The 26,358-nt window shown below is 64.1% G+C and carries 25 protein-coding genes; 14 read left to right on the top strand and 11 right to left on the bottom strand.

What is annotated here, in order from left to right:
• The first annotated feature begins 26 nt into the window (after positions 1 to 26).
• The 7 genes from nusA (at position 27) to pnp (ending at position 8,998) form a co-directional block, all read left to right on the top strand.
• The gene (gene nusA, locus GL4_RS03430) at positions 27 to 1,691 is read left to right on the top strand and encodes a transcription termination factor NusA (protein ID WP_045364580.1); all 1,665 of its coding nucleotides are present in this window, start codon (positions 27 to 29) and stop codon (positions 1,689 to 1,691) included.
• Positions 1,692 to 1,718: 27 nt separating this feature from the next.
• Complete coding sequence (locus tag GL4_RS03425) at positions 1,719 to 2,399, top strand: RNA-binding protein (RefSeq protein ID WP_244462668.1); 681 nt, start codon at positions 1,719 to 1,721, stop codon at positions 2,397 to 2,399.
• Positions 2,396 to 4,906 (top strand): translation initiation factor IF-2, encoded by a 2,511-nt coding sequence (infB, locus tag GL4_RS03420; protein WP_045364574.1) that lies wholly within the window; start codon positions 2,396 to 2,398, stop codon positions 4,904 to 4,906. The genes GL4_RS03425 and infB overlap by 4 nt, the downstream gene beginning before the upstream one ends.
• Positions 4,907 to 4,970: 64 nt before the next feature.
• Positions 4,971 to 5,384, top strand: coding sequence for a 30S ribosome-binding factor RbfA (rbfA, locus tag GL4_RS03415; RefSeq protein WP_045364571.1), 414 nt, complete (start codon positions 4,971 to 4,973; stop codon positions 5,382 to 5,384).
• Positions 5,385 to 5,408: 24 nt separating this feature from the next.
• Positions 5,409 to 6,329, top strand: a complete 921-nt coding sequence (gene truB / locus GL4_RS03410) for a tRNA pseudouridine(55) synthase TruB (RefSeq protein WP_045364568.1) — start codon at positions 5,409 to 5,411, stop codon at positions 6,327 to 6,329.
• Positions 6,330 to 6,491: 162 nt separating this feature from the next.
• Entirely contained in the window at positions 6,492 to 6,761 is a 270-nt protein-coding gene (gene rpsO / locus GL4_RS03405) for a 30S ribosomal protein S15 (protein WP_045364565.1), read from the top strand.
• Positions 6,762 to 6,877: 116 nt separating this feature from the next.
• Positions 6,878 to 8,998, top strand: coding sequence for a polyribonucleotide nucleotidyltransferase (gene pnp / locus GL4_RS03400; RefSeq protein WP_045364562.1), 2,121 nt, complete (start codon positions 6,878 to 6,880; stop codon positions 8,996 to 8,998).
• Positions 8,999 to 9,079: 81 nt separating this feature from the next.
• Here pnp and GL4_RS03395 read toward each other — a convergent pair whose 3' ends face one another.
• From GL4_RS03395 to fabA, 4 genes are read right to left on the bottom strand one after another with little or no spacing between them, the layout of a single operon-like run.
• Positions 9,080 to 9,292 (bottom strand): hypothetical protein, encoded by a 213-nt coding sequence (locus GL4_RS03395; RefSeq protein WP_045364559.1) that lies wholly within the window; start codon positions 9,290 to 9,292, stop codon positions 9,080 to 9,082.
• A gap of 46 nt (positions 9,293 to 9,338) precedes the next feature.
• The gene (fabI, locus tag GL4_RS03390) at positions 9,339 to 10,223 is read right to left on the bottom strand and encodes an enoyl-ACP reductase FabI (RefSeq protein ID WP_045364556.1); all 885 of its coding nucleotides are present in this window, start codon (positions 10,221 to 10,223) and stop codon (positions 9,339 to 9,341) included.
• A 46-nt stretch (positions 10,224 to 10,269) separates the two neighbouring features.
• Positions 10,270 to 11,490, bottom strand: coding sequence for a beta-ketoacyl-ACP synthase I (gene fabB, locus GL4_RS03385; RefSeq protein WP_045364554.1), 1,221 nt, complete (start codon positions 11,488 to 11,490; stop codon positions 10,270 to 10,272).
• Between the two features lie 39 nt (positions 11,491 to 11,529).
• The gene (fabA, locus tag GL4_RS03380; protein ID WP_425283180.1) at positions 11,530 to 12,078 is read right to left on the bottom strand and encodes a 3-hydroxyacyl-[acyl-carrier-protein] dehydratase FabA; all 549 of its coding nucleotides are present in this window, start codon (positions 12,076 to 12,078) and stop codon (positions 11,530 to 11,532) included.
• A gap of 227 nt (positions 12,079 to 12,305) precedes the next feature.
• On the opposite strand from fabA, the gene irrA reads away from it, so the two are divergent.
• Entirely contained in the window at positions 12,306 to 12,743 is a 438-nt protein-coding gene (gene irrA, locus GL4_RS03375) for an iron response transcriptional regulator IrrA (protein ID WP_280136145.1), read from the top strand.
• Positions 12,744 to 12,792: 49 nt separating this feature from the next.
• On the opposite strand, the gene GL4_RS03370 is transcribed toward irrA, so the two are convergent.
• Positions 12,793 to 13,374 carry an SH3 domain-containing protein gene (locus GL4_RS03370; RefSeq protein ID WP_082025437.1) on the bottom strand — a complete coding sequence of 194 codons (582 nt, stop codon included), beginning with the start codon at positions 13,372 to 13,374 and terminating at the stop codon, positions 12,793 to 12,795.
• Between the two features lie 217 nt (positions 13,375 to 13,591).
• Between GL4_RS03370 and GL4_RS03365 the strand changes: the two genes are divergently transcribed.
• On the top strand, positions 13,592 to 14,584 hold the full coding sequence (locus tag GL4_RS03365) for a 2-hydroxyacid dehydrogenase (protein WP_045364551.1): 993 nt from the start codon (positions 13,592 to 13,594) through the stop codon (positions 14,582 to 14,584).
• Between the two features lie 6 nt (positions 14,585 to 14,590).
• On the opposite strand, the gene GL4_RS03360 is transcribed toward GL4_RS03365, so the two are convergent.
• From GL4_RS03360 to ubiE, 6 genes are all read right to left on the bottom strand, one after another.
• Positions 14,591 to 15,841: an FAD-dependent oxidoreductase gene (locus tag GL4_RS03360; RefSeq protein WP_045369337.1), complete on the bottom strand. Its 1,251-nt coding sequence runs from the start codon at positions 15,839 to 15,841 to the stop codon at positions 14,591 to 14,593.
• Positions 15,842 to 16,024: 183 nt separating this feature from the next.
• Complete coding sequence (locus GL4_RS03355; RefSeq protein ID WP_045364548.1) at positions 16,025 to 16,828, bottom strand: HesA/MoeB/ThiF family protein; 804 nt, start codon at positions 16,826 to 16,828, stop codon at positions 16,025 to 16,027.
• A gap of 71 nt (positions 16,829 to 16,899) precedes the next feature.
• Positions 16,900 to 17,349, bottom strand: a complete 450-nt coding sequence (gene dut, locus GL4_RS03350; RefSeq protein WP_045364545.1) for a dUTP diphosphatase — start codon at positions 17,347 to 17,349, stop codon at positions 16,900 to 16,902.
• A gap of 8 nt (positions 17,350 to 17,357) precedes the next feature.
• The gene (coaBC, locus tag GL4_RS03345) at positions 17,358 to 18,584 is read right to left on the bottom strand and encodes a bifunctional phosphopantothenoylcysteine decarboxylase/phosphopantothenate--cysteine ligase CoaBC (RefSeq protein WP_045364542.1); all 1,227 of its coding nucleotides are present in this window, start codon (positions 18,582 to 18,584) and stop codon (positions 17,358 to 17,360) included.
• A 60-nt stretch (positions 18,585 to 18,644) separates the two neighbouring features.
• The gene (ubiB, locus tag GL4_RS03340) at positions 18,645 to 20,201 is read right to left on the bottom strand and encodes a 2-polyprenylphenol 6-hydroxylase (protein WP_045369335.1); all 1,557 of its coding nucleotides are present in this window, start codon (positions 20,199 to 20,201) and stop codon (positions 18,645 to 18,647) included.
• A 140-nt stretch (positions 20,202 to 20,341) separates the two neighbouring features.
• Positions 20,342 to 21,115: a bifunctional demethylmenaquinone methyltransferase/2-methoxy-6-polyprenyl-1,4-benzoquinol methylase UbiE gene (ubiE, locus tag GL4_RS03335; RefSeq protein WP_045364539.1), complete on the bottom strand. Its 774-nt coding sequence runs from the start codon at positions 21,113 to 21,115 to the stop codon at positions 20,342 to 20,344.
• A gap of 129 nt (positions 21,116 to 21,244) precedes the next feature.
• Between ubiE and mutM the strand changes: the two genes are divergently transcribed.
• The 5 genes from mutM to dnaA all read left to right on the top strand — a co-directional run bounded on the left by mutM (position 21,245) and on the right by dnaA (position 26,227).
• Positions 21,245 to 22,144 carry a bifunctional DNA-formamidopyrimidine glycosylase/DNA-(apurinic or apyrimidinic site) lyase gene (gene mutM / locus GL4_RS03330; RefSeq protein ID WP_045364536.1) on the top strand — a complete coding sequence of 300 codons (900 nt, stop codon included), beginning with the start codon at positions 21,245 to 21,247 and terminating at the stop codon, positions 22,142 to 22,144.
• A 14-nt stretch (positions 22,145 to 22,158) separates the two neighbouring features.
• Complete coding sequence (locus tag GL4_RS03325) at positions 22,159 to 22,974, top strand: enoyl-CoA hydratase (RefSeq protein ID WP_280136140.1); 816 nt, start codon at positions 22,159 to 22,161, stop codon at positions 22,972 to 22,974.
• Positions 22,975 to 23,089: 115 nt separating this feature from the next.
• On the top strand, positions 23,090 to 23,356 hold the full coding sequence (gene rpsT, locus GL4_RS03320; RefSeq protein WP_045364533.1) for a 30S ribosomal protein S20: 267 nt from the start codon (positions 23,090 to 23,092) through the stop codon (positions 23,354 to 23,356).
• Positions 23,357 to 24,214: 858 nt separating this feature from the next.
• Positions 24,215 to 24,649 carry a rhodanese-like domain-containing protein gene (locus tag GL4_RS03315; protein WP_045364531.1) on the top strand — a complete coding sequence of 145 codons (435 nt, stop codon included), beginning with the start codon at positions 24,215 to 24,217 and terminating at the stop codon, positions 24,647 to 24,649.
• A 210-nt stretch (positions 24,650 to 24,859) separates the two neighbouring features.
• Positions 24,860 to 26,227: a chromosomal replication initiator protein DnaA gene (gene dnaA / locus GL4_RS03310; protein WP_045369332.1), complete on the top strand. Its 1,368-nt coding sequence runs from the start codon at positions 24,860 to 24,862 to the stop codon at positions 26,225 to 26,227.
• Positions 26,228 to 26,358 lie beyond the last annotated feature (131 nt).

Genomic DNA, 26,358 nt, shown 5'->3' with positions numbered 1-26,358 from the left:
AACGAAACTTTGTTGGAGGCTAAAGAATGTCTCAGGCAGGCGTGAGCGCCAATAGGTTGGAGCTCCTGCAAATCGCCGATGCGGTCGCACGCGAGAAGTCGATCGACCGGGAAGTCGTCATCACCGCCATGGAAGACGCGATCCAGAAGGCGGCCAAGTCTCGCTACGGCAGCGAGAACGAAATCAAGGCGGAAGTCGACCCGAAGACCGGCGAAATTTCGTTGGCCCGTCTGCTGGAAGTGGTCGACGACGTCACATTCGAGGCGACGCAGATCTCGCTGGCCGAAGCGCGGCGCAAGAATCCCGCGGCCCAGGTCGGCGACTTTATCGCCGAGCCCTTGCCGCCGCTGGATTTCGGCCGTGTGGCCGCGCAAAACGCCAAGCAGGTCATCGTGCAGAAGGTGCGCGAGGCCGAACGCGAGCGCCAATACGACGAGTACAAGGACCGCGTGGGCGAGATCGTCAACGGTATCGTCAAGCGCGTCGAATACGGCAACGTGATCGTGGACCTTGGACGGGCCGAAGCGGTCGTGCGCCGCGACGAGACCCTGCCCCGCGAGAATTTCCGCTACGGCGACCGCATCCGCGCCTATGTTTACGACGTGCGACGCGAACAGCGCGGCCCGCAGATCTTCCTGTCGCGGACCCATCCGGAATTCATGGCCAAGCTCTTCGCGCAGGAAGTGCCCGAGGTCTATGAGGGCATCGTCACCATCCAGTCCGTGGCCCGCGACCCGGGCAGCCGCGCCAAGATCGCGGTCGTGTCGCGCGACAGCTCGATCGATCCCGTTGGCGCGTGCGTCGGCATGCGCGGCTCGCGCGTGCAGGCCGTCGTGAACGAGCTGCAGGGCGAGAAGATCGATATCATTCAATGGTCGCCGGATGCCGCGACGTTCATCGTGAACGCGCTTGCGCCGGCGGAAGTCGTCAAGGTCGTGCTCGACGAAGACGCCGAGCGCATCGAAGTGGTGGTCCCGGACCAGCAATTGTCGCTCGCCATCGGCCGCAAAGGCCAGAACGTGCGCCTCGCTTCCCAGCTTACCGGTTGGGATATCGACATCATGACCGAGGCATCCGAATCGGAGCGCCGCCAGGCGGAATTTGCCGAACGGTCGGCGCGCTTCATGGAAGCGCTCGACGTGGACGAGGTCATCGCCCAGTTGCTCGCCTCGGAAGGCTTCTCCTCCGTGGAGGAAGTGGCCTTTGTGGACACGGACGAGATTTCCTCCATCGAAGGCTTCGACGCGGAAACCGCGAGCGAGATTCAGGCGCGCGCGCGCGAGCATCTCGAGAAGCTCGAGGCCGAACTCGATGCCAAGCGCAAGGAACTCGGCGTTGCGGACGATCTGCTGCAGCTCGAGGGCTTGAACACCGCGATGCTGGTTGCCCTTGGCGAGAACGACGTAAAGTCGCTCGAGGATCTGGCCGACTGCGCCACCGACGATCTCGCCGGCTGGACCGAGCGGCAGGACAAGGAGACGACGCGCCACGCCGGATTCCTCGACGGATTCGGGATGACGCGGGCTCAGTGCGAGGACTTGATCCTGGCTGCGCGCGTGAAGGCGGGCTGGATCGACGAGGCGGACTTGATCCCTGACGAGCCCGAGGAGACCGAGGAAGAGGGTTCCGAGGACGCCGAGGGCGCCACGGACAACGACGAAACGTCCGGCGAAGACGCAACAGCGTCATGAGCCGGCTAAAACACAAGGCGGTTGCAGTTGGAAACGGCAGTGCACGGCAAGACGCGGCGGTCCCCGCCGCGGCAGGCCTCTGGGGATACCCAGCGGCGCTGTGCGCTGACGCGTGCCCACCGGGCCAAGACTGACCTCATCCGCTTTGTGCTAGGGCCGGACGGCACCGTCGTCCCGGACCTCAAAGAGCGGCTCCCCGGCCGGGGGGTTTGGCTCACCGCCACGTATGATACGATAGCGGAGGCTGCGAAGCGTCGTGCCTTCGGCCGCGCGCTCAAGACCGATGCTCGCGCGCCGGACGGCTTGGCCGAGCAAGTCGACGGCCTCCTGGCGGAGTCTGCCCTTGGAGCGCTGGCCTTGGCCAACAAGGCCGGCGATCTGGTTTTCGGCCATACCAAGGTTGAAGAGGCCCTGCGATCCGGCCGGGTCATCGCCTTGGTCCACGCCGCCGATGCGGCGGCGGACGGGGTCCGGAAACTGGACGGCAAGGCCCGTGCGGTCACCGGCGGCCAAGGCCTTCCGACGATCTGCGTCTTTACCGCAGATGAATTGGGTTTGGCATCGGGCCGGACAAATGTGATACATGCTGCCCTCATCCAGGGCGGTGCGGCTCAAAAGTTTCTTGCGGCGGCCTCGCGTGTCGAGCGCTACCGCGAGGGAATTTCTGCATTCGCAGACAGACACGGATTGGATACGGAACAAGAATGAGCGAAACCAACGAGACTGAAGGCAAGACCGGCGGGCGCAAGATGACGCTTAATTTGCGCCGGACCGTAGAGTCGGGCCATGTGCGCCAGAGCTTCAGCCATGGGCGCTCCAAATCCGTCCTGGTCGAGAAGAAGAAGCGCCGGTCCATCGGAGCGGGCGGCGCGGCGGACGAGGCCAAGGAGAAGCCGCAGGCCAAGTCCGCGGCCAAAGAGGCTCCTGCGAAAGAGGCGGCGCCGAAGCCGGCAGCCAGCAAGCAGCGCCGCTCCGGCGTCGTTCTGAAACAGCTCTCCGAAGAGGAGAAGGGCGCGCGCGCCAAGGCGCTTGCCGACGCCCGGGTCCGCGAGGCCGAAGAGCGCGAGCGCGCCAAGGAAGACGCCGCGAAAGAGGCTGCGCTTGCTAAGCAGCGCGCCAAGGAAGCCGCGGAGGAAGAGGCGCGGCAACGCGAGGAACAAGCGCGCCTTGCCGCCGAGGCCGAAGCGGAGGCGGCAAAGCCGAAGTCCGCCGCAAAGGCCGCCGAGCCTGCGCGCCGGCCGATGGAGCCGGACCAGGAGGGCCCGAAGCGCCAGGCCGACGCGCGGCACAAGAAAGCCCCCGCCACGCCACGCCGTGGCGAAGAGCGCCGCGTTCGCGGACGCCTCACGATCACCAACGCGCTCGACGAAGAGCAGCGGCAGCGGAGCCTGGCCTCTCTGAAGCGCCATCGCGAACGTCAGAAGAAGCAGGGAACCGGTCCTCAGACGGGCCAGAAGATCGCCCGTGAAGTGACGATCCCCGATGTCATCACGATTCAGGAACTCGCCAACCGCATGGCCGAGCGCGGCGTCGAAATCATCAAATACCTGATGAAGGACGGCGCAATGCACAAGATCACCGACGTGATCGATTCCGATACGGCGCAGCTCATCGCTGAAGAATTCGGCCATACCGTGCGCCGCGTCTCGGAAGCAGACGTGGAAGAAGGCTTCATCGGCGAAAAAGACAAGGAAGAAGATCTCGTCCCGCGCGCGCCCGTAGTGACCATCATGGGCCACGTGGACCACGGCAAGACCTCGCTTCTGGACGCCGTTCGCGCCGCCAATGTGGTCAGTCAGGAAGCCGGCGGCATCACCCAGCACATCGGCGCCTATCAGGTTACCATTCCGTCGGGTCAGAAGATCACCTTCATCGACACGCCGGGTCACGCGGCCTTCACCGCCATGCGTGCGCGCGGCGCCAAGGTCACGGACATCGTTATTCTGGTCGTGGCCGCCGACGACGGCGTGAAGCCTCAAACCATCGAGGCGATCAACCACGCGAAGGCGGCCGACGTGCCGATCATCATTGCCATCAACAAGATCGACAAGCCGGGCGCCGACCCGCAGCGGGTCCGTACGGAACTGCTGAGCCATGAGATCGTGGTTGAGAGCATGGGCGGCGACACGCTTGAGATCGAGGTATCGGCGCTCAAGAGAACCAACCTTGACGCGCTCCTGGAAGCGGTCGTGCTGCAGGCGGAAGTTCTGGAACTCAAGGCCAACCCAGACCGGCCGGCCGATGGCGTGATCGTGGAAGCCAAGCTCGAGCGCGGGCGCGGTCCCGTCGGCACCGCTCTGGTTCAGCGCGGCACGCTCAAGCTCGGCGACATCATCGTCGCGGGTTCCGCCTGGGGCCGTGTGCGCGCCCTCATCAACGATCTTGGCGACCACACGAAGGAAGCAGGCCCGTCCGTTCCGGTCGAGGTGCTGGGCTTCGATACGGCGCCGGAAGCCGGCGATCAGTTCGCCGTCGTCGAGAACGAGGCGCGTGCCCGCGAGATCACCGAGTATCGCGAGCGCGAGCGGCGCAAGACGCTTGCCGTCGCCGGTCAGCGTGGCAGCCTTGAGCAGCTGATGAATCAGCTCAAGGAAGACGGGGTCAAGGAGTTCCCGCTGGTCATCAAAGGCGATGTCCAGGGCTCGGTCGAAGCCATCAGCGCGGCCCTTGGCCAGCTCGGCGACGACGAGGTCCGGGCCCGTCTCGTCCATGTCGGCGTCGGTGGCATCACCGAGTCCGATATCTCCTTGGCGTCGACGTCCGGCGCCGTGGTGCTGGGCTTCAACGTGCGCGCCAATGCGCAGGCCCGTGCGGCCGCGGAGCGCGACGGTGTGGAAGTGCGGTACTACGCGGTGATCTACGACCTGGTCGACGACATGCGCCAGGCCATGTCGGGCCTTCTATCGCCGACGCGGCGCGAGACCTTCCTCGGCAATGCCGACATCCTGGAAGTGTTCAACATTTCCAAGGTCGGCAAGGTGGCGGGCTGCCGCGTGACCGAGGGCAAGGTCGAGCGCGGCGCGCATGTCCGCCTGATCCGCGACAACGTCGTCATTCACGAAGGCGAGCTTTCCACGCTCAAGCGCTTCAAGGACGAGGTCAAGGAGGTCGTGGCCGGCCAGGAATGCGGGATGGCGTTCGAAGGCTATCAGGACATGCGCGAGGGCGACGTGATCGAGTGCTTCCAGGTGGAACACGTCCAGCGCACGCTCTAGCCAAGGCGCTTTGGGCCGCCCCTGCCCGGGCGCAACCGAAACACGGATTCAACGAGACCGACCGATGGCATCGCGAGACAAAGGCGCCCGCGCGCCAAGCCAGCGCCAGTTGAAGGTGGGTGAACTCGTCCGCCATGCGCTCGCGGAGATTTTCGCGCGCGGCGAGGTGCTGGACGACGTGATCGCGCGCCATTCCCTGACGGTTCCGGAAGTGCGCATGTCGCCCGATCTCAAGCTCGCGACCTGCTACGTCATGCCGCTCGGCGGCGGCGAAGCGGGCGATGTCGTCAAACATCTGGCAAAGCACCAGCGTTTCCTGCGCGGCGAGGTCGCGAAGCGCGTCGACCTACGATACATGCCGGAGCTCCGTTTCCGGGAGGACACCTCGTTCGAAGCCTCCTCGCGGATCGACCAGATCCTGGCTTCGCCCGAAGTGGCCCGCGACACGCGCAACACCGCACGCGATCACGACGAGTAGCAAGAGCGCGTAGAGGGCTTTTCGATGGGACGGCGGCGGAAGGGCCAAGCGGTCAGTGGCTGGCTTATTCTGGATAAGCCCGAGGGGCTGACCTCCACCAAGGCGGTGGGGCGGACGCGCTGGCTGTTCGATGCGCAAAAGGCCGGCCATGCCGGCACGCTCGATCCTTTGGCGACGGGCGTGCTGCCGATTGCCTTCGGTGAAGCCACGAAGACCGTTCCGTTTGCGGTCGAAGGCGCCAAGACCTATCGCTTCACGGTTCGATTCGGGGCCGAGACCGACACGGACGACACCGAGGGCACGGTGACCGAAACCAGCGAGACCCGCCCGTCCCGTACCGACATCGAGGCCGCCCTTCAGCACTTCATCGGCGAGATAGAACAAGTTCCGCCGCGATACTCCGCGCTGAAAGTCGATGGGGCACGCGCCTACGACCTGGCGCGCGACCAAGAGGACTTCGAGCTGGCGCCCCGCACGGTCACGATCGACCGTCTCGCCTTGGTGGAACAGCCGGACCCCGATCATTGCGTCCTGGAGGCCGATTGCGGCAAGGGTACCTATGTGCGGGCGCTGGCGCGGGATCTGGGCCGTTCCCTTGGCTGTTTGGGGCACATCTCCGCCCTGCGGCGCACCCGGGTCGGCGGCTTCACCGCCGATCGGACGGTTACCCTCGAACAGGTGGAGCAGGCTGCCGAAAACGGCCCGGAGGCGCTTCATGCCTTACTGCAACCGGTCGAGACGGCCCTCGCCGCCTTGCCCGCCTTGCCCGTCACGCCTGCGGATGCCGCCAATATTCGCCAGGGGCGCGCCGTCTTGCTGCGCGGGCGGGACGCGCCGATCATGGCCGGCGCCGCCTATGCCGTCTCCCGGGGCGCGCCCGTGGCCATCGGCGAGGTCGCCCAAGGGGAATTCCATCCTTCGCGGGTCTTCGTGCTGCCCGATTAGACCTCCAAATAGCGCTGGTCTCGGGGACGATAATCCCTATAGTGCAGCGGTTGCGTGGGACCCTCGCGAAATCCGCAGGCGTGCCCCGCAATCGGATCCGACCGCGCTGGACGACATCCCGGCCCGGCCTTGTCAAACACCTCAAAAGTTAAGGAGAAACCGATGTCGATTAGTGCTGAACGCAAGCAAGAGCTTATCAAGGAATACGCGACAAAGGCTGACGATACCGGATCCCCGGAAGTCCAGGTCGCCATTCTCACAGAGCGCATCAGCAACCTCACCGAGCACTTCAAGACGCACGGTAAGGACAACCATTCGCGTCGCGGGCTGTTGAAAATGGTCAGCCAGCGCCGCCGCCTGCTCGACTACGTGAAAGCGTCAGACGAAGAACGGTACAAGAAGCTCATCGGCCGGCTCGGTATTCGCCGGTAGCATCCGCGCCGCTTCGCGCGGCGTGTGTGGGAGCTTCCACATATATGCACGGGCTCGTCTCATCGCCACCGGGCGGCGGGACGGCCTAATCTTTCCCTACCGAATGGGACACACACATGTTCGATAAACACACTGTAGAAATTGAATGGGCCCGGCGCCCGCTCAAACTCGAGACCGGGCGCGTCGCGCGCCAGGCCGATGCCGCCGTCCTCGCGACTTATGGCGAGACTTGCGTTCTTGCGACCGTTGTCGCCGCGAAAGAAGCACGGCCCGGGATCGACTTCTTTCCTTTGACCGTGAATTACCAAGAAAAGACCTTCGCCGCCGGTAAGATTCCCGGCGGTTATTTTAAGCGCGAAGGGCGTCCGACCGAGAAGGAAACCCTCACCTCGCGCCTGATCGACCGTCCGATCCGCCCGCTCTTCGCCAAGGGCTTCAAGAACGACACCCAGGTCATCACCACCGTGCTCTCGCACGACATGGAGAACGATCCCGATATCGTGGCCATGGTCGCGGCCTCTGCGGCGCTGACCCTGTCGGGCGTTCCGTTCCTCGGACCCATCGGCGCCGCGCGCGTCGGCTATGTCGAGGGCAAGTACATCCTGAACCCGCTGGTCGACGAGATGCCTGAAACCTCGCTCGACCTCGTGGTCGCAGGCACCAAAGACGCCGTTCTGATGGTGGAGTCCGAAGCCAACGAGCTTCCCGAAGACATCATGCTCGGCGCGGTGATGTACGGACACGAGCACTTCCAACCCGTGATCGACGCCATCGTCAAGCTGGCCGAGGTTGCCGCCAAGGAGCCGTGGGAGCTGAAGGCCGAAGACGATTCGGAGATGGTGGCCAAGGTCAGCGAACTGGCCGATGCCGGTCTCCGCGACGCCTACGCCATCGTCTCCAAGCCGGAGCGGCGCGACAGCATCGCCCAGGTCAAGGAGAAGGTCGTTTCCGCGCTCGTCCCCGAGGACGATGACGGCTCGATCGCCGCCAAAGTCGCCGGCGCCTTCAAGAAAGCCGAGCAGGACGTCGTGCGCGGCAGCATTCTCGACACCAAGAAGCGTATCGACGGCCGCGATCTCGTGACCGTCCGGCCGATCGTCTGCGAAGTCGGCGTTCTGCCCCGTACCCACGGCAGCGCGCTGTTCACCCGCGGCGAGACGCAGGCCCTCGTCGTGACGACGCTGGGCACGGGCGACGACGAGCAGTTCGTCGATGCCCTGCAGGGGACTTACAAAGAGAAGTTCCTGTTGCACTACAACTTCCCGCCTTACTCCGTCGGCGAGACCGGCCGCATGGGCTCTCCGGGGCGTCGCGAGATCGGCCACGGCAAGCTTGCCTGGCGGGCTGTTCACCCGATCCTGCCGGATCACGAGCAGTTCCCCTACACGCTGCGCGTCGTTTCGGAGATCACCGAGTCGAACGGGTCGTCTTCAATGGCGACGGTCTGTGGCTCGTCGCTCGCGCTGATGGACGCCGGCGTGCCGCTCAAACGGCCCGTCGCCGGTATCGCTATGGGACTCATCAAGGAAGGCGAGAAGTTCGCCGTCCTGTCGGACATCCTGGGCGATGAGGATCATCTCGGCGACATGGACTTCAAGGTGGCTGGTACGTCCGAAGGCGTCACGTCGCTCCAGATGGACATCAAGATCACCGGCATCACCGAAGAGATCATGAAGATCGCGCTGGATCAGGCCAAAGATGGGCGCATGCACATCCTCGGTGAGATGGACAAGGCGCTGAACGAGGCGCGTCCCGAGCTCGGCGAATACGCCCCGCGCATCGAGACGATCCAGATCCCGACCGACAAAATCCGTGAGGTCATCGGCTCCGGCGGTTCCGTCATCCGCGAGATCGTCGCGGAGTCGGGCGCCAAGATCGATATCTCGGACGACGGCACGGTCAAGATCGCTTCCGCCAACGCCGAATCGATCCGCCAGGCCATCGCCCGGATCAAGTCGATCGCGGCGGAACCCGAGGTCGGCGAGATTTATCGCGGCAAGGTCGTCAAGTGCATGGAGTTCGGCGCTTTCGTGAACTTCTTTGGCCCGCGCGACGGCCTCGTGCACATCTCTCAACTCGCCGAAGGCCGTCCCAAGACCGTTGGGGACGTGGTCAAGGAAGGCGACGAGGTCTGGGTCAAGCTGCTTGGCTTCGACGAGCGCGGCAAGGTCCGCCTGTCGATGAAGGTGGTCGACCAGGAGACCGGCAAGGAAAAGGAAGTCGCGGAGGCCGGCTAGGCCCTCGCGGACATTCAGAATCGAAAAAGGGGCGCTTCCGGCGCCCCTTTTATTTTGCGTCTTCGTCGCTGCGACAAGCGCCTAGCTTTGCGGCACCTCGGGGACCTTGGCATCCTTGGCACAGCGCGTGCCGATAACAGTGAACTTTGGATTATCGCCTTGCCACTCATACGCAGTTGCGTGGCTCTCGCGGATGCACGAAACGGCGTCCTCGAATTGGGGCTCGGTGAATTTGTATTCTTTGCATTGCTCCCCGGTCGCGGCGAGACACACCATCACGATGATTTCGAACATTGATGCTCCTTAGCAAGGCATACGCAGCGGCAGGACCGTCGGTTCACTATTGCGCGGCTTCGCGCGGCGCGGCTTTGGCCATCGCGTTGCCGATCTCCTCGGCCCGCTCGATCTCCTTCAGCGACTCGAGATCGGGCATGAAGGTCGTTGCGTACCCGCAATCGACGAAATGCACCTCGCCCGTGACGGCGCCGGACAGATCGGACAGAAGGTACAACGCGGAACCGCCGACCTCGTCCAGCGTCGGCGAACGGCGCATCGGCGCATGCTGCTGCTGGTAGTGCAGCAGCGTCCGCGCATCGGAAATACCCGCACCCGCCAGCGTCCGCATGGGGCCGGCAGACAGCGCGTTCACGCGGATTCCTTGTGGCCCAAGATCGGAGGCAAGATAGCGTACCGACGCTTCCAAGGCCGCCTTGGCCACGCCCATGACGTTGTAGCAAGGCACCACGCGGGTCGAGCCGCCATAGGTCAGCGTCAGGAGCGAGCCGCCTTCGTTCATCATGTCAGAGGCGCGCTTGCAGATTTCCGTGAAGGAGAAACAGGAGATGACCATCGTGTGCTCGAAGTTCTTCCGCGTGGTATCGCAGTAGCGGCCTTTGAGCTCGTTCCGGTCTGAGAACGCCAGCGCGTGGACCACGAAGTCCAGCTTGCCCCATTTTTCCCGGATCACATCGAGCATACGGTCGACGCTGTCGAGATCCTCGACATCAACCTCTTCGATGATCTCCGCACCGATCGATTGGGCCAGCGGCACGGCGCGGCGGCCGAACGCACCGCCCTGATAGCTGAACGCCAACTCGGCGCCCTGTCCGTGCAAGACGCGGGCGATGCCCCAAGCGATCGATCGATCGTTAGCGACGCCCATCACCAAGCCGCGCTTGCCCGCCATCAGCGGTCCGGGTTCTGCAATATCTTTGGTCGGTGCCATCGTACTTACTCTGCTGAAAGTTGCCTAAAGACCCGTTCCACCGGCCTCAGCGGTCCAACCGGCGGAAAACGAGGGAGGCGTTCGTGCCTCCAAAACCAAAACTGTTGGACATTACCGTGTTTAGAGCAACGCCGTCCTGGCGTTCACGGACAATTGGGACGTCCGCGACGTCCGGGTCAAGATTTTCGATGTTCGCGGATTCGCAGATGAAGCCATTCTTCATCATCAGCAACGAATAGATCGCCTCGTGCACGCCCGCCGCACCAAGCGAATGGCCCGTCAGCGACTTGGTGGCGCTGATCGGCGGGCAATCCTCGCCGAACACGTCGCGGATGGCCTGAATCTCCAAGACGTCGCCCTGAGGCGTCGATGTGGCATGGGGGTTGATGTAGTCGATCTTGTCGTCGCCGAGGCACTGCATGGCCATCCGCATACAGCGCACCGCGCCCTCGCCCGACGGCAGCACCATGTCGTGACCGTCCGACGTCGCACCGTAGCCGACGATCTCGGCGTAGATCTTCGCGCCGCGCGCCTTGGCATGCTCCAGCTCCTCGAGCACAAGCACGCCAGCGCCGCCGGCGATCACGAACCCGTCGCGTGCCGCGTCGTAGGCGCGGCTCGCCTTCTCCGGCTGATCGTTGAAGTCGGACGACATCGCGTTCATCGCGTCGAACAGAACCGAGAGCGTCCAATCGAGCTCTTCGCCGCCGCCCGCAAAGATGATGTCCTGCTTGCCAAGCTGAATCAGTTCGGCCGCATTGCCGATGCAATGGGCGCTCGTGGAGCAAGCCGAGGAAATGGAGTAGCTCACGCCCTTGATGTGATAGGGCGTGGAGAGCGTCGCCGAATTCGTCGAACTCATGGATTTGGGGACTTCGAAGGGTCCGACCTTCTTCGGTCCGCGCTCGCGCGTCGTGTCGGCCGCCTGCACGATGGCCCGGGTCGAGGGACCGCCCGAGCCCATGATCAGCCCGGTGCGCTCGTTGGAGATATCGCTCTCCTCCAGTCCCGCATCCTGAATGGCTTGCTCCATGGCCACGTAGTTCCAGCCTGCCCCCGCGCCCATGAAGCGGCGAACCTTGCGGTCGATCGCCTCCTCCCAATCGAGCGAGGGGGCGCCGTGAACCTGGCAGCGAAATCCGAGTTCGGCGTATTTGTCGGCCTTGACGATGCCGGACTTGGCCTCCCGGAGAGAGGCCAAGACTTCCTGGGCGTTGTTACCGATCGAGGAAACGATGCCCATGCCGGTTACGACCACGCGTTTCATTGTCACAACGTCCTTCCGGCCGCAGCCGCGACATAGCGTCTATGCACCAGCGGGTGCGCCTTCTTCCGCCTGGAACAGCCCGACCCGAAGGTCCTGAGCCGTGTAAATCGTCTCGCCGTCCGCCTTCAGCAGACCATTGCCGGTTCCTAAGGCGAACTTGCGGCGGATCACCCGCTGAACATCGACGACATATTCCAGCTTTTTCACTGTCGGCACCACCATGCCGGAGAACTTCACCTCGCCGACCCCGAGGGCCCGCCCTTTGCCGGGGGCGCCCGTACAGCCGAGGAAGAACCCGAGCATCTGCCAGAGCGCGTCCAGTCCAAGGCAACCCGGCATGACGGGATCCCCCTGGAAGTGACAGGCGAAGAACCAAAGATCGGGCTTCACGTCCAATTCCGCCACGATTTGACCGCGGCCAAATTCGCCGCCGGTCGGGTCCAGAAGCGGAATCCGGTCGAACATCAGCATGGGCGGCAGAGGCAATTGCGCGTTGCCAGGGCCGAACAGCTCGCCCCGGCCGCAGGCAAGCAGATCCTCATAGTCGAAGCTGGACTGCCGTTCCGCCAGTGGTTCTTGCACGCTCATTTGTCCTTCGTTGGGAATGTGTTCCATTCGGTGGGCAGGTTTCCTAACACATGCCCGGGTCCACCAAAACCCCGCCCGGCACCTCCGGGGCTCGGGAGTTTTTTCGGGCCGTTGGATGACGCAGGTCAAGGTACCAAAATGCCCGCCGGGACATAGCATTGCGGTTGCCGTGGCTTCCCACTATATTCCCAGCTTCAATGACTTATTCGAATGAGACGATGACAGAGATGACGACCGCAGACGATCCCAGGATGGCCCCGGCCGGCGATGCAGCACGGCTGCTGCGCGGTGCCGGACTTCGGCCCACGCGTCAGCGGCTCGCCCTGGCCCGGCTGCTCTTTGCCGAAGGCGACCGGCACGTGACGGCCGAGCGCCTGCACGAGGAAGCCGTTGCTTCGCAGGTCCCTGTCTCGCTGGCGACGGTCTACAACACGCTTCACCAGTTCACCGAGGCTGGCCTCTTGCGTGCCGTGGCCGTGGAAGGCGCGAAGACATATTTCGACACCAACACGTCGAACCACTTCCACTTCTTCTGCGAGGACAGCGCGGATTTGCTTGATATCGACACGAGCGCGATCCGCATCGAAGGCTTGCCCGAGGCGCCCGACGGCAAGGTGATCAGCCGCGTGGACGTGCTGGTCCGTCTCGTCGACAAGGACAGCTAAGCCGCCCTTCCAGAGGTTTGCGGCCCTACCGGCGCCAGCAGGCGTCTCGCTACTCGATCTTCTCGTTCCGGTACACGCCCCAGAGCTTCTCCTGTTGCACGTAGCCGGAGTAATTGCCGATCGACAGCTCACACCAAGAGCCGTCGCATTCGACGAGGTCGCCCAAGACTCCCGGTTGAAGCTGCGCGACGACGCCTGACCCGGCGGACCGGCTACTGTGAAGCGGGATCGAGACCGGGCCCTGCTTGCCCTTGCTCCAGGGGCTGACGAGGACGGTACGCCGTCCACTGAGGAGGCTGTGGAAGACCCAGCCATCGGCGCCTTCGCTGTCCCGGACTCGCCGCCAGTTCTCGAACTCGGCAATCACCTCCACCGGCAGGCCGGCCCGTGAGAACACCCAGACGATCGACTGATCGGTGCTGGGTCCGCGCCGGACATTGACCTTGTCCGATTTGAGGCTGACGAAGCGCGGCACGCGCAGGCCGGAGCTTTGGCCGTTCGCGGCGACAGGGACGACAACCTCCGCCGCCGCGACCGGCGCCGGAGCCCCATGCAGAACCAGGCCCGCGAGAAGAGCGCCCCCGGCCAGTGCCAGCGCCGTCCCCTGCCCTATAGTCCTGCGATTTCCCATCGGTTCACCCCTCAGACACCGAATCTTACCTTCTGAATGGAGGAGAAAAGTGAACGGATCGTGGCTCCGCGGGCCCGAGAGAGCGTCTCGGAGGCCCGTGCGGCACAGTTGGGCCAAGTTGACGCTTTATCTCTCGGAGTCGCTTCTGTTAGACAGGGCGCAGAATTCTACGAAAACTAGGGCTCGGGACCGCCCTGCCTCCTGACGGGACACAACTATGGCTACAGAACGACCGCTCGTTATCGTCACGCGTAAGCTACCGGATGTCGTGGAAACGCGGCTACGGGAGCTGTTCGACGCGCGGCTCAACCTCGAGGACAGGCCTTTTACGCGGGACGAGTTGATCGCCGCCGTGAAGGAAGCCCACGTGCTCGTGCCGACCGTCACAGATCGCATCGACCGCGCCGTGCTGAGCCAGGCTGGGCCCGATCTCAAGCTCATTGCCCAGTTCGGCACCGGCGTCGACAATGTCGATCTCGACACGGCGCGCAACCGCGCCATCATCGTCACCAACACGCCGGGCGTCCTCACCGAAGACACGGCCGACATGACAATGGCCCTGATCCTCGCCGTTCCGCGGCGCTTGACCGAGGGCGCGGCGCTGCTGAAATCCGGCAGCGACGATTGGCAAGGCTGGTCGCCCACCTGGATGCTGGGTCACCGCATCTACGGAAAGCGCCTCGGCATCGTGGGCATGGGCCGGATCGGCCAGGCCGTCGCGCGGCGCGCCAAGGCGTTCGGCCTTCAGATCCACTATCACAACCGGCGCCGGGTCGCGTCCGATGTCGAGAAGTCGCTCGAGGCCACCTACTGGGACAGCCTCGATCAGATGCTGGCGCGGATGGACATCATCTCCATCAACTGCCCGCACACGCCGGCGACCTATCACTTGCTGTCGGCGCGCCGCCTCGCGCTGCTCAAGCCGTCGGCCTATGTCGTCAACACGGCCCGCGGCGAGGTGATCGACGAGAACGCCCTCGCCCGCATGATCGACAACAACGAGCTGGCCGGCGCCGGGCTCGACGTGTTCGAACACGAACCTGCGGTGAACCCCAAGCTTCTGCGGAACGAGAAAGTCGTCGTGCTCCCGCATATGGGCTCTGCCACGCTCGAAGGCCGCGTCGACATGGGCGAGAAGGTCATCGTCAACATCAAGACCTTCCTCGACGGCCATGCGCCGCCGGACCGCGTCCATCCGGCCATGTTCTAAGCTGGATCAGGCGCGGGTCGGCCGCGCCACTTCCGGCAGGGCGACGTGCTCGGGCCGAAACCCGAGACCGATAATGCGTCCCGGGATGCGCCTCAGCAGGGGAAAGTCGTTCAGTGTCTTCACTGGGAACGGGATCTCCGTTATCTCCGTCGCCGTCAGGACGCTCGTGACCACCCGGTCCTGCAGGAAGACCTGCAGCCGTTGCGTGAGCTTCATGGGCAATGTGCGGCGCTTCTGCACCCGCGCGAGATCGGTCTCGGAGACATTCCTCTCGAGCAGGGGCAACGCCAGTAAATTGGCGGCCGCGACGGCGTCCTGGACGGCGAGATTGACGCCCACGCCCCCGATCGGAGACATGGCATGGGCCGCATCGCCGATACATAGAAGCCCCGGCCGGTACCACGTCTTCAGCCGATCGACGCGAACCGACAACAGCTTCACATCGTCCCAGGTCTCGAGCTCGCGAACGCGCGCGCCGAGCGACGGCTTCAACGCCATGATGATCTGACGGAAGGCTTCGAGGCCATTGCGCCGCAACTGGTTGAACCCGCCCTTGGGAATGACGAAGGCGCACTGCCAATAGTCGCCGCGATTGATCATGATAAAGAACCGGCCTGGCTCGATCCGGCCGAAAGTCACATCGCCGTCCTCCGGCTTGCGCGAAACACGCATCCAAAGCACGTCCATAGGCGCGCCGATATCCTCGACCTCCATACGGGCGAGCGACCGTACCGTGGAGTGACGGCCGTCCGCGCCCACGACGAGATCGGCTCGCACCTCGAGATCGCCTTCATGGGTCGCCGCTTTGAGGCCGACGACCTTGCCGTTGTCGGTCAGCAGCTCGTCGACGTCAGCGCCCAAGCGCAGATCGAAATTCGGATACCGCTTCGCTTGGCCTGCGAGAAAATCGAGAAAGTCCCATTGCGGCATCATCGCTATGAATTTCGCCGCTGTCGGCAAATGCGAGAAATCGGCAATCTTCAATGTGCGGTCGCCAATCTCGACGCTGAGTTCCTCGACGGTCTGGTGCGGCAATTCAAGAAAGGCGTCGAGCAAGCCGAGCTCGTCCATCACTTCCAGAGTGGAGGGGTGAATCGTGTCGCCGCGGAAGTCGCGAAAGAAGTCGGCGTGCTTCTCGAGGACGACGACCTTCACGCCGGCGCGTGCCAGCAGGAACCCCATCATCACGCCCGCCGGCCCGCCGCCGGCAATGGCGCATTGGGCGGTGATCGTTCGTTGCCTTGGCTCGTCCGACATCGCGCAGCCCCATTCGAGGCCGCCCGGCATGATCGCCAGGCGATCCCACGATCGATATTCACACGATCAATTTAGAGTTTCACGGGCGAATCGTGCCGTCAAAAGGTTGAGAAATCCTGTCCCGACGGGCGCGGCCCAGAGACCCGCGGTCGGCGCCACGGGGACAGCGGCCGCGAACGGGACTCAGCCGATATGGTGCGACAGGTCCTTGAGGCTAGGATTCCTGCCGTTCAAAGGGTTCTCGGGATCCCAGGCATAGCCGATCTGCGAGAAACGGGCTTGGAGCGCGTCATAGAGCATGAGTCGGCCCACCAGCCCCTCGCCGATTCCGAGAAGTTCCTTGACGACCTCCACGGCCTGAAGAGTGCCGAGGACGCCCGCCACGGCTCCCAAGATGCCGGCCTCCGAACAGGCAGGCACTGTTCCCTCCGGCGGCGGGGCCGGGAACAAGCAGCGATAGTTTGGCTTGGGTTTCCCGTCCGCATCGGTCTCGAAAGCGCGGAACGTGGTCAATTGACCGTCGAACGGCCCGAGAGCGGCGGCGACCAGGGGCCGCTTCGCAAAATAGCAGGCATCGTTGACGAGATAGCGCGTGGTGAAATTGTCGGAACCGTCCGCGACAATGTCGAAGCCGCCTACAATGCTGATTGCGTTCTCCGCCACCAGGCGCGTGGTGAAGAGCTTCACATCCACATGGGGGTTGAGGCTCCAGACGGTCGTCGCGGCGCTGCGCGTCTTCTGCATGCCGACGGACTCCGTGCCGTGCAGAACCTGGCGCTGGAGATTGTCGAGGCTGACGCGGTCGTCGTCGATGATGCCGATCTGGCCGACACCGGCCGCCGCCAGATAAAGGATCAGCGGCGATCCGAGACCGCCCGCGCCTACGACCAGCACGCTCGCCTGCTTCAAGCGCCGCTGCCCCTCGCCGCCGATCTCTTTCAAGACCAGATGCCGGCGATACCGGGCAATTTCCTCGTCTGTCAGCATGGTGTTGATCGAAGCATCTCCTTGCCTGGAATGGCGCCAGTGGCGCCCCAACCGTGCCGTCCCGGTTGCGCTCAGCCGGTCGAGCCGAAGCCGCCTGCGCCGCGCGCCGTGTCGCTCACGTCCGAAACTTCGGCAATCTCGACGGCCGTTACGGGCGCAATGACGACTTGCGCGATGCGATCGCCGCGGGCGATGCGGAACGCCTCATCGCTATGATTGATAAGCACGACCTGCACCTCGCCGCGGTAGTCCGCATCGATCGTGCCGGGGCTGTTGAGCACCGTCACGCCGTGCTTCAACGCGAGCCCCGAACGCGGCCGCACCTGCGCCTCATAGCCTTCCGGCAATTCGAACACGAGACCCGTGGGCACGGCCCCCCGCGCACCGGCGCTCAAGACAACGGGTTCGTTCTCACCGATCGCCGCGACAAGATCGAAGCCAGCCGCGTGGTCGGTCTGATAGGCCGGCAGCTTGAGGCCTTCTCCATGCGGAAGCCGCAGGACGCGCAAGCGAGGCTTCATCCGGCCCCCTATTCCGCCGCGAGCTGCATCGTCTGCAGCGCCTCGGCGGCGCGGCCGAGAAGCTTCACCGCCATCTCGTCCTTGCTCATGGCCGGCCAATCTTCCACGCCCGAAGCCGAGACGAGATGGACCTCGGTCCGGTCGCCTCCCATGATGCCCGTATCCGGGGACACATCGTTGGCAACGATCCAGTCCGCTCCTTTCCGGCTCAGTTTTTCCTGCGCATGGGTGATGATGGTTTCGGTCTCCGCCGCGAACCCGATGACCAGCGTCGGCCGCCGCGCACCCGGGGCCGCGAGGGTCGCCAGAATGTCCGGGTTGCGGGCCAGCGCGAGACTGAGCGCGGTCTGGCCCTCCTCCTTTTTCAGCTTCTCCATGGCTTGGGTGGCCGCGCGCCAATCGGCGACGGCAGCGGCGCAGATCGCGACATCGGCGGGGAGCGCCCCAAGCGCCGCATCGAGCATGTCCGCGGCGGTCTCGACCTTGGCCGTCGTCACGCCCGGAATGTCCGGCAGGTGCGTCGGCCCCGAGATCAACGTGACGCGCGCGCCCATGTCTTTCGCGGCCCGCGCCAAGGCATGGCCTTGCTTGCCCGACGAGCGATTGGCGATGTAGCGCACGGGATCGATCGGCTCATAGGTCGGCCCGGAGGTGATCAAGACATGGCGGCCCACCAGCGATGTACCTTGTGCACTTGGCAACACGCGCTCGATCGCATCGGCAATATCCTCGGGCTCGGCCATGCGGCCGGGACCGAATTCGCCGCACGCCATGTCGCCCTCCTCAGGGCCGACGAATCGCACGCCGTCGGCACGCAAGGTTGCGACGTTGCGCAACGTCGCGGGATGCTCCCACATGCGCACGTTCATGGCGGGCGCCACGAGCACCGTCTTGTCCGTCGCCATCAGCACGGTGGAAGCAAGATCGTTGGCCAGCCCGTTCGCCATCTTGGCGAGGAGGTCCGCGGTCGCCGGCGCTACCACCACGAGATCGGCCTCGCGGCTGAGCTGGATATGCCCGATGTCCGCCTCGTCCTTGAGGTCGAAAAGATCGGTGAAGGCTTCCTCGCCCGACAGAACGGCGAAGGAAAGCGGCGTCACGAATTGCGCGCCGCCTTCTGTCAGGACGACGCGGACGGACGCCCCCCGCTCGCGCAGACGGCGCACGAGTTCCAGGGACTTGTAGGCGGCGATGCCGCCGCCGACGATCAGAAGGATGCGCTTGCCGCTCAGCATCGGTTCAGTCCTTGCGTTCTCAAGCGATAGTCTATCACAGCCAAGCCCGTTGGTTGGGCCTCAGAAAATCTGCGCGACCGCGATGGCGAGGAGCGCGAGCGCGCCCACCCAGATGCCCAGCCGCGTCCAGCGGTCTTGGGCTCTCTGCGCCTGCGCCAGCCGCGCCACGCTCACGTCGTCCAGGCGCAGCCCGTCCTCGGCCATTTCCGCGAACGAATCCGCCGTCCGCTCGGCCTGACGCAGGAGCTTCGGCAGATCGCCGACAAAGCGGCCGACGGACGCGGCGCCTTCGGCGGCCTGCTCGATCCGCGCGCCCGCGCCGAGCTGGCTCTCGAGCCACTCCTTCACGATCGGCTCGGACACGACCCACATGTTCAGCTCCGGATCGAGCGTCCGGCCCACCCCTTCAACCACGACCATGGTCTTCTGCAGCAGGATCAGCTCGGGCCGCGTCTGCATGTCGAACACTTCCGTGTACTGCAGCAACTGTCCGAGCAGCTGGGCCATCGAGATTTCGTTGGCGGGACGGTCCATAATGGGCTCGCCGATCGCGCGCAGGGCCTGGGCGAATTGCGCCACTGAATGTTTGCGCGGCACGTAGCCCGCATCGAAATGCACTTCGGCGACACGGCGGTAATCGCGCGTGATGAAGCCATAGAGAATCTCGGCGAGGAAGCGGCGCTCTTTCATGCCGAGACGGCCCATGATGCCGAAATCGACCGCAACGATGCGGCCCTCCGCATCGACGAAGAGATTGCCCTGGTGCATGTCCGCGTGGAAGAAGCCGTCGCGCAGCGCGTGGCGCAGGAAGGTCTGCATCAGCGTCGCGCCCAGCGCCTGGAGGTCGTGCCCCTTCGCCTTCAGCGCCGCCAAGTCGCCCATGGGCGTGCCCTCGATCCACTCGAGCGTCAGGACGCGGCGGGCGCTGCGCTTCCAGTCCACAGTGGGAACGAGAAAGCCCTCGTCGCCGACGATATTGTCGGCCATCTCCGAAATGGCCGCCGCCTCCATACGCAAATCCATCTCGATCGCGACCGACTTCGCCAGCGTGTCGACGACGGCGATGGGGCGCAGCCGCCGGGAGGGCGCATGAAAACGCTCGATCATCCGCGCGGCGAAGAAATAGGAATCGAGATCCTTCTTGAAGCGCTGCTCGATGCCGGGGCGCAGCACCTTCACGGCCATGTCCTTGAAAGTGCCGTCGGGTCCTTTGACCTTTGCCTTGTGCACCTGGGCGATGGAGGCCGCTGCCACCGGCGGTCCGAATTCGGCGAAGAGCTTGGTGATAGGCGCATCAAGCTCCGCTTCGACCAGCTTGACCGCTTCGTCTTGAGAGAACGACGGAAGGCGGTCTTGCAGGGTCGAGAGATCGCGCGCCAGCTCCCGGCCGACAATGTCGTCCCGCGTGGCGAGAAACTGACCGAGCTTGATGTATGACGGCCCGAGGGAGGTCAGCGCCGACGACAGCCGCGCTTCGTTCTCGGTGCTGCCCTTCTTGCGCAAGGGCGCCGTGACCCGGCCGAATACGGCCAGCGGACCGGACACGCGCGCATCGTCGGGCAGAACCCGCGCGCCGCTCCAGGCGAGGGTCGCGCCTGCCTTCGTCAGCCGCGCCATATTCGCAATGGCGTTCACGTCTATCGCCTCACTTCAGGCTCAGTGCGTGCCGATGCAACCAGCAGGCATTGAGCTCTACCCTTTTTCGATACCGCATCGTTTCTCGCGAAAAACCGGCATCCACGTTTTCGCACGATGCTCTAAAGCCGCCAGCCCAAGTGGATGGCGGCTATGCCGCCGGTCAGGTTCCGGTAGCGCACGCGCTCGAACCCGGCATCTCTTATCATCTCGGCGAAGCGTTCCTGAGTGGGAAAGCGTCTTATGCTTTCCACGAGATAGCGATAGGACTCCGCGTCCCCGGCTACAAGACGGCCGAGCGCTGGAATCGCGTTGAAAGAGTAGGCGTCGTAAACCCGGTCCAGTAGCGGCATCTCGACACTCGAAAACTCGAGGCACAGAAACCGGCTGCCCGGCTTCAGGACGCGATAGGCTTCCGCGAGCGCCGTGTCGATATGGGTGACGTTGCGGATGCCGAAGGCAATCGTATAGGCATCGAAACGCCGGTCCTCGAAGGGCAGGCTTTCGGCATTCCCCTGCACGAAGGTGAGCCGTTCGCGGCCCTTCGAGCGCCGCTTGCCCTCCTCCATCATCTCCTTCGAGATGTCGCAGATCGTGGCCGTGCTGCCCGTGCCTGCGGCATCGAGAAAGCGCGAGGCGACGTCACCCGTCCCACCCGCTACGTCGATCAGCGCGAAGGGCACATCGGACTTCGGCGGGGCGAGCGCGGTCACGAGATCCGCCTTCCACAGGCGGTGCAGCCCGCCCGACATTAGATCGTTCATCAGGTCGTAGCGGCTCGCGACCTTGGAGAAGACCTCGTTGACGAGGCCTTGGCGGGCGCTCTCCGACACACGGGCGAAGCCGAAGCTCGTCTCGGTCCCGGAATCGCCTTGATTTTTCACGTCGTCTGGCATGGCAGCGGACAATAGCCTAAGCCCTGAGTTCACGCTATTGTTGCGGTGCAATGATGATGACCTTGCACTGCAGCGTACCGGAACAGCCTTGGAAATCCTCATTTTCCGACCGTAGGACTTTCGAGGCCCATGCCTGAGCTGCCTGAAGTCGAGACCGTGCGCCGGGGATTGGAGCCCGTGCTGGTGGGAAACGCGTTCGCGCGCGTGGAGCAGCGCCGGCCGGACTTACGCTTTCCCCTGCCCGCGCGATTCGCCGAGCGTCTGACGGGCCGCGCCATCGAGGGGCTGGACCGGCGCGCGAAATATCTCCTGGCGCGTTTGGACGACGGCCAGGTACTGATCATGCATCTCGGCATGACCGGCCGCTTCGCGATTGAGAAGGCGGGCGCCGGCAAGACAGCGCCTGGCGACTTCGTGCACGACCCGAGCCCGTCGGCCGCCTTCGGCTTTCCCAAGCACGAGCATATCGTCTTCCACTTGGGCGATGGCTCGACCGTCCGCTATTCCGACGTGCGCCGATTCGGCATCATGGATCTTGCGGCAGCCGGGGAGCTCGAGTCACACGCGCTCTTCAAGGGCCTCGGAATCGAACCGCTGGGAGAGGAGCTGACGCCCGAATGGCTTGCGGGGCGGCTGAAGGGCAAGACCACGCCGATCAAATCGGCGCTTCTGGACCAGCGCCTCATCGCCGGGCTCGGAAACATCTATGTTTGCGAGGCGCTCCATCGCGCGGGTCTGTCGCCCGAGCGGGCCGCAGGCACGCTCGCCACGAAGACGGGCCGCCCGACTGCCAAGACGGGCGCGCTGGTCGCGGCCATCACCTCCGTCCTGCACGACGCCATTCGCGCGGGCGGTTCCTCCTTGCGCGACTACCGCCATACGGACGGGCGGCTGGGCCGTTTCCAGCACCGCTTCCAAACCTATGGACGGGAGGACGCGCGCTGCATGCGAGACGCCTGCGACGGCACGATCCGCCGGATCGCGCAGGGCGGGCGCTCAACCTTCTACTGTCCAATCTGCCAAAGATAAGGGAACTGACACACATGTATATGGATCAGACCGCGGTCGGCGGAGCACCAGCCACCAAGGAATATGCAACACTGATCGTGACCCGCGAGGGCAAAGTCGGGCTGATCACCCTCAACCGGCCGAAGGCCCTCAACGCGCTCAACTCCCAGCTCGTCGGCGAGCTGTGCGAAGTGCTGAACATCTTCGACAAGGATCCGGAGATCGGCTGCATTGTCATCACCGGCGGCGAGAAGGCCTTCGCGGCGGGCGCCGATATCAAGGAGATGCAGAGCAAGACCTCCGTCGAGGCGTACAGCACCGCGTTCCTCGCGCCCTATGACACGATCGCTGCGACCCGCAAGCCGATCATCGCGGCAGTCGCCGGCTACGCGCTCGGCGGCGGCTGCGAATTGGCGATGTCTTGCGACATCATTTTGGCGGCCGAGAACGCGGTGTTCGGTCAGCCGGAGATCAATCTCGGGATCATGCCGGGCGCCGGCGGCACCCAGCGCTTGACCCGCGCCGTGGGCAAGGCCAAAGCCATGGAACTGTGCCTGACCGGCCGGCAGATGTTCGCCGACGAGGCCGAGCGCTCAAATCTCGTAAGCCGCATCGTGCCCGTGGAGTCGTTGCATGACGAGGCCATGAAGACGGCCTCGAAGATCGCCGACTTCCCGGTCCACGTGGTCATGATGATCAAGGAGTCGATCAACCGCGGCTTCGTCACCACCCTCTCGGAGGGCGTTCGCTTCGAGCGCAACCAGTTCTACTCGCTGTTCGCCACCGAAGATCAGAAAGAGGGGATGGCCGCCTTCATCGAGAAGCGGAAGCCTCAATTCAAGAACCGCTAATTCAGGCCAGGTTGACGCCTCGGAGGCCGCTCTGTATAGAGCATGCCAAATTCGTATTTACGGCGCTTTCTGAGAGCCGCCCCAGGCGGACCGGAAGCCCTCAAGGATCCTGAACATGGCCAATACCAAGTCGGCGAAGAAAGCCGTTCGCCAGATTACCCGTCGTACCGGCGTCAATAAGACCCGGCGAAGCAACATGCGCAGCTATCTGCGCAAGGTCGAGGAGGCGATCGCCTCCGGCGACAAGGATGCCGCTCAGGCAGCCCTGCGCAGTGCCGAGCCGGTGGTCGCCCGCACGGCCCAGCTTGGCATCCTCCACCGCCGCGCGGCGTCGCGGAAGGTTTCGCGCCTCGCCAAGCGCGTCGGCGCCATGAATGCCTAGCACTTCCGGTGCGTAGCACCTTTGGTGCTCGACAGACTGGGTGCGTAGCAGGCTCGCCTCGTCGCCACTTCACTTGATGACATGAGCGACCGGCCGGCTCCGCTTTCGCGCGGCGTCGATCGGTCTTTTTGCGTCCGCGTATGGAGGGCGCGCCGCATGCCGTCGAGGGTGTACGCCGCGGGCGTCGAAGCGGCCGGCTTCCGCCTGGGCCCAGGGCCAGGCACCACTTGCGACACACGCTTTGAACGGCGCGCGTGCCCAGCGCTCTAGCGCTGATGGCGGGCCGCGCCAGCCTGGCGCCGCAAGCACATCGCCTTTGTCTCAATTACTTGACACTGAGATATCAATTGCTTGACGCCGCTGTCATGCAATCGACGCCTGCCGGCTGTGGCCTCCGCGCCTCACTTTTCCACCGAATGTCCCTAGAAAAAAAATTTTCGGCCCCCGAGGCTGCAAAAAGGCTTTGGTGCGCCAGGCTGGTCTTGATGACCTAGCCGATTCACGCTTTTTGCACAGGGGCTTGAGGGGCGCCGATCATCAGTGAGTCTACTGACGAATACTGGCTTCAGCCGGATTCTCGTTTGCTTGATCGGGGGGAAGTGCGTGTGTATAGTCTAGTTATCCGAACGGGGAAGTCCCCTCCTTACAATTGAGTACCTTGATCTTGGCCGTTGCCGAGACAGGATTTCTTTGTCTTAAGCGTGGGGCTTCATGAACATCTTGTGGAATGCTTATGCGTAAGTTGTGAATATTACGTGCGTAAATCGCACAAGATCACCACGGATAGTGGGTGGCACGAATTCTGTACTTGTACCGTGCTCATGAATTTGGGGAGGAGGCTCGAAATTGGGCGCGCGCATGGACAATTACACGGTCGATGAGGTTGATGTGGCGTCGACCTGGAGCGCTCTCCAGGGGAATCCTCGATCGCAGTTAGTCGATGTGCGTACGCGCGCGGAGTGGACTTATGTGGGCATCCCGGATCTGGGGGCCCTCGGCAAACGGGCTGTCCTTGTTGAGTGGCAGACCTTTCCCGATCAGTCCGTCGACCCGCGCTTTGCCGATCGCCTTGCACACGAGTTGCAGGCACTCGGTGTCCAAGTAGACGACGATCTTTTCTTCATTTGCCGTTCTGGTAGCCGGAGCTTGGCCGCGGCCAAGGCGATGGCGTCGGCGGGGTATCGCGCTTGTCACAACGTCTCTGAGGGGTTCGAAGGACCGCTCGACGACGACCGGCATCGGGGCTCCCTGTCTGGTTGGAAAGCGACTGGGCTCCCCTGGTTACAAGGCTAGGGAGCTCGTCATTGGAACTGTCGGGATGGTCTGCGTCCAAGAATGTTGGCCGCTTCAGTAGCTGCGTACGGTGCGTGTTGGCGCGACAAAAATAATGATTAGGGAAAGAACAATATCGTGGCAGAGGCACAGGCACGGGCTCACGACCATGGAGCCCATCAAGAGGAGCAATGCGGCCCAGGCGAGGCTTGGACGCGAGTCAAATCCCGGCTGCGCGGCGAACTGGGAGAGGACGTTTACGCAAGCTGGTTTCGCGGCGTTGAAGTCGACGATATCGCCGACGGCGTTATCCATCTGACAGTCGCGACGCGCTTCCTGCGCAACTGGCTGAGGACCCACTACTACGACACTGTGCTGAGGCAGGTTCAGGGAGAATGGCCCAACGCGGAGCGTCTGGAATTCTCCGTGCGGCAGCCGCATTTCACGGTCGAGCCGCCGAAGGACGTCGCCATCCCGCGCGCCGTCTCGCCGCAGGTCGTGGCGGAGCGCTCGGCCCTGCCGATGCCCCTGCGCACGGGCTATGACGGCTTCGAAGGATCGCCGCTGGATCCGCGCCTGAGCTTCGGCAGCTTTGTCGTCGGCAACACCAACAAGCTCGCTCACGCGGCGGCCCATCAAGTGGCGCTTTCGTCGTCGAGCCCGCAGTCTCCGTTCAACCCGCTGTTTCTTCACGGCAATGTTGGGCTCGGCAAGACGCATCTGCTGCATGCCATCGCCTGGGAGGTGAAGCGGCAGAAGCCGGAGGCCGAGGTTCTCTATCTCACCGCCGAGCGCTTCATGTCCGGCTTCGTGCAGGCCTTGCGCGCGCGCGACGCCCTCGCCTTCAAGGAAAAGCTCCGCAATATCGATATTCTCCTGATCGACGACATGGAGTTCCTGCAGGGCCCGACCATCCAGCAGGAGTTCTGCCACACGCTGAACTCGCTGATCGATGGCGGACGGCAAGTGGTCGTGGCTGCGGACCGGGCGCCTACCCATCTTGACAAGCTCGACATGCGGATGCGCTCCCGTCTCGGCGGCGGTCTCGTGGCCGAGATCAAGACCATGGACTACGACCTGCGCCACAAGATCCTCGAGAAGCGGGCGCTGGAGGCCTGCGCGGAAACGAACGGCCTCGAAGTGTCGGACACGGTCCTCGCCTTCCTTGCGGAGCGGCTGACGGAAAGCGGGCGTGAGCTCGAAGGCGCCGTTCACCGCCTGCGGGCGAGCTACCAGCTCACCGACGAGCCGGTCACCATTGCCGTTGCGGAACAGATCGTGCGCGATCTCATGCGCGGCGCCGAGCCTCGCCGGGTGCGCATCGACGACATCCTACGGACCGTGTCCAAGCACTACGGAGTCAACCGCAGCGACCTTCTTTCCGGGCGCCGGAACCGCTCCATCGTGCGGCCCCGGCAGATCGGGATGTACCTGGCCAAGCTGCTGACCTCCCGGTCGCTGCCCGAGATCGGGCGCCGTTTCGGCAACCGCGACCACACGACGGTGCTACATGCGATACGCAAGGTCGAGCAACTGATGAGCGACGACACGCAGCTCCGGGAGGAGATCGAGCTGTTGAAGCGGCTCCTGCGCGACTAGCGCTTGAGGTTGGCGGGGCTCGGAGCGGCACGCTCCGGGCCCGTCGGCCATTGGAGGCCCTATCGGACTACGCCGTTGGTCCCCGTCACAGCCCCTTTGAGCGCTTGCCGCACTTGCAAATTCCGCCGCAT

The sequence above is a fragment of the Methyloceanibacter caenitepidi genome (assembly GCF_000828475.1).
Taxonomy (GTDB): domain Bacteria; phylum Pseudomonadota; class Alphaproteobacteria; order Rhizobiales; family Methyloligellaceae; genus Methyloceanibacter; species Methyloceanibacter caenitepidi.
The sequence above is the reverse complement of the archived record's forward strand: the minus strand, read 5'-3'. Positions and strand labels throughout refer to the sequence as shown.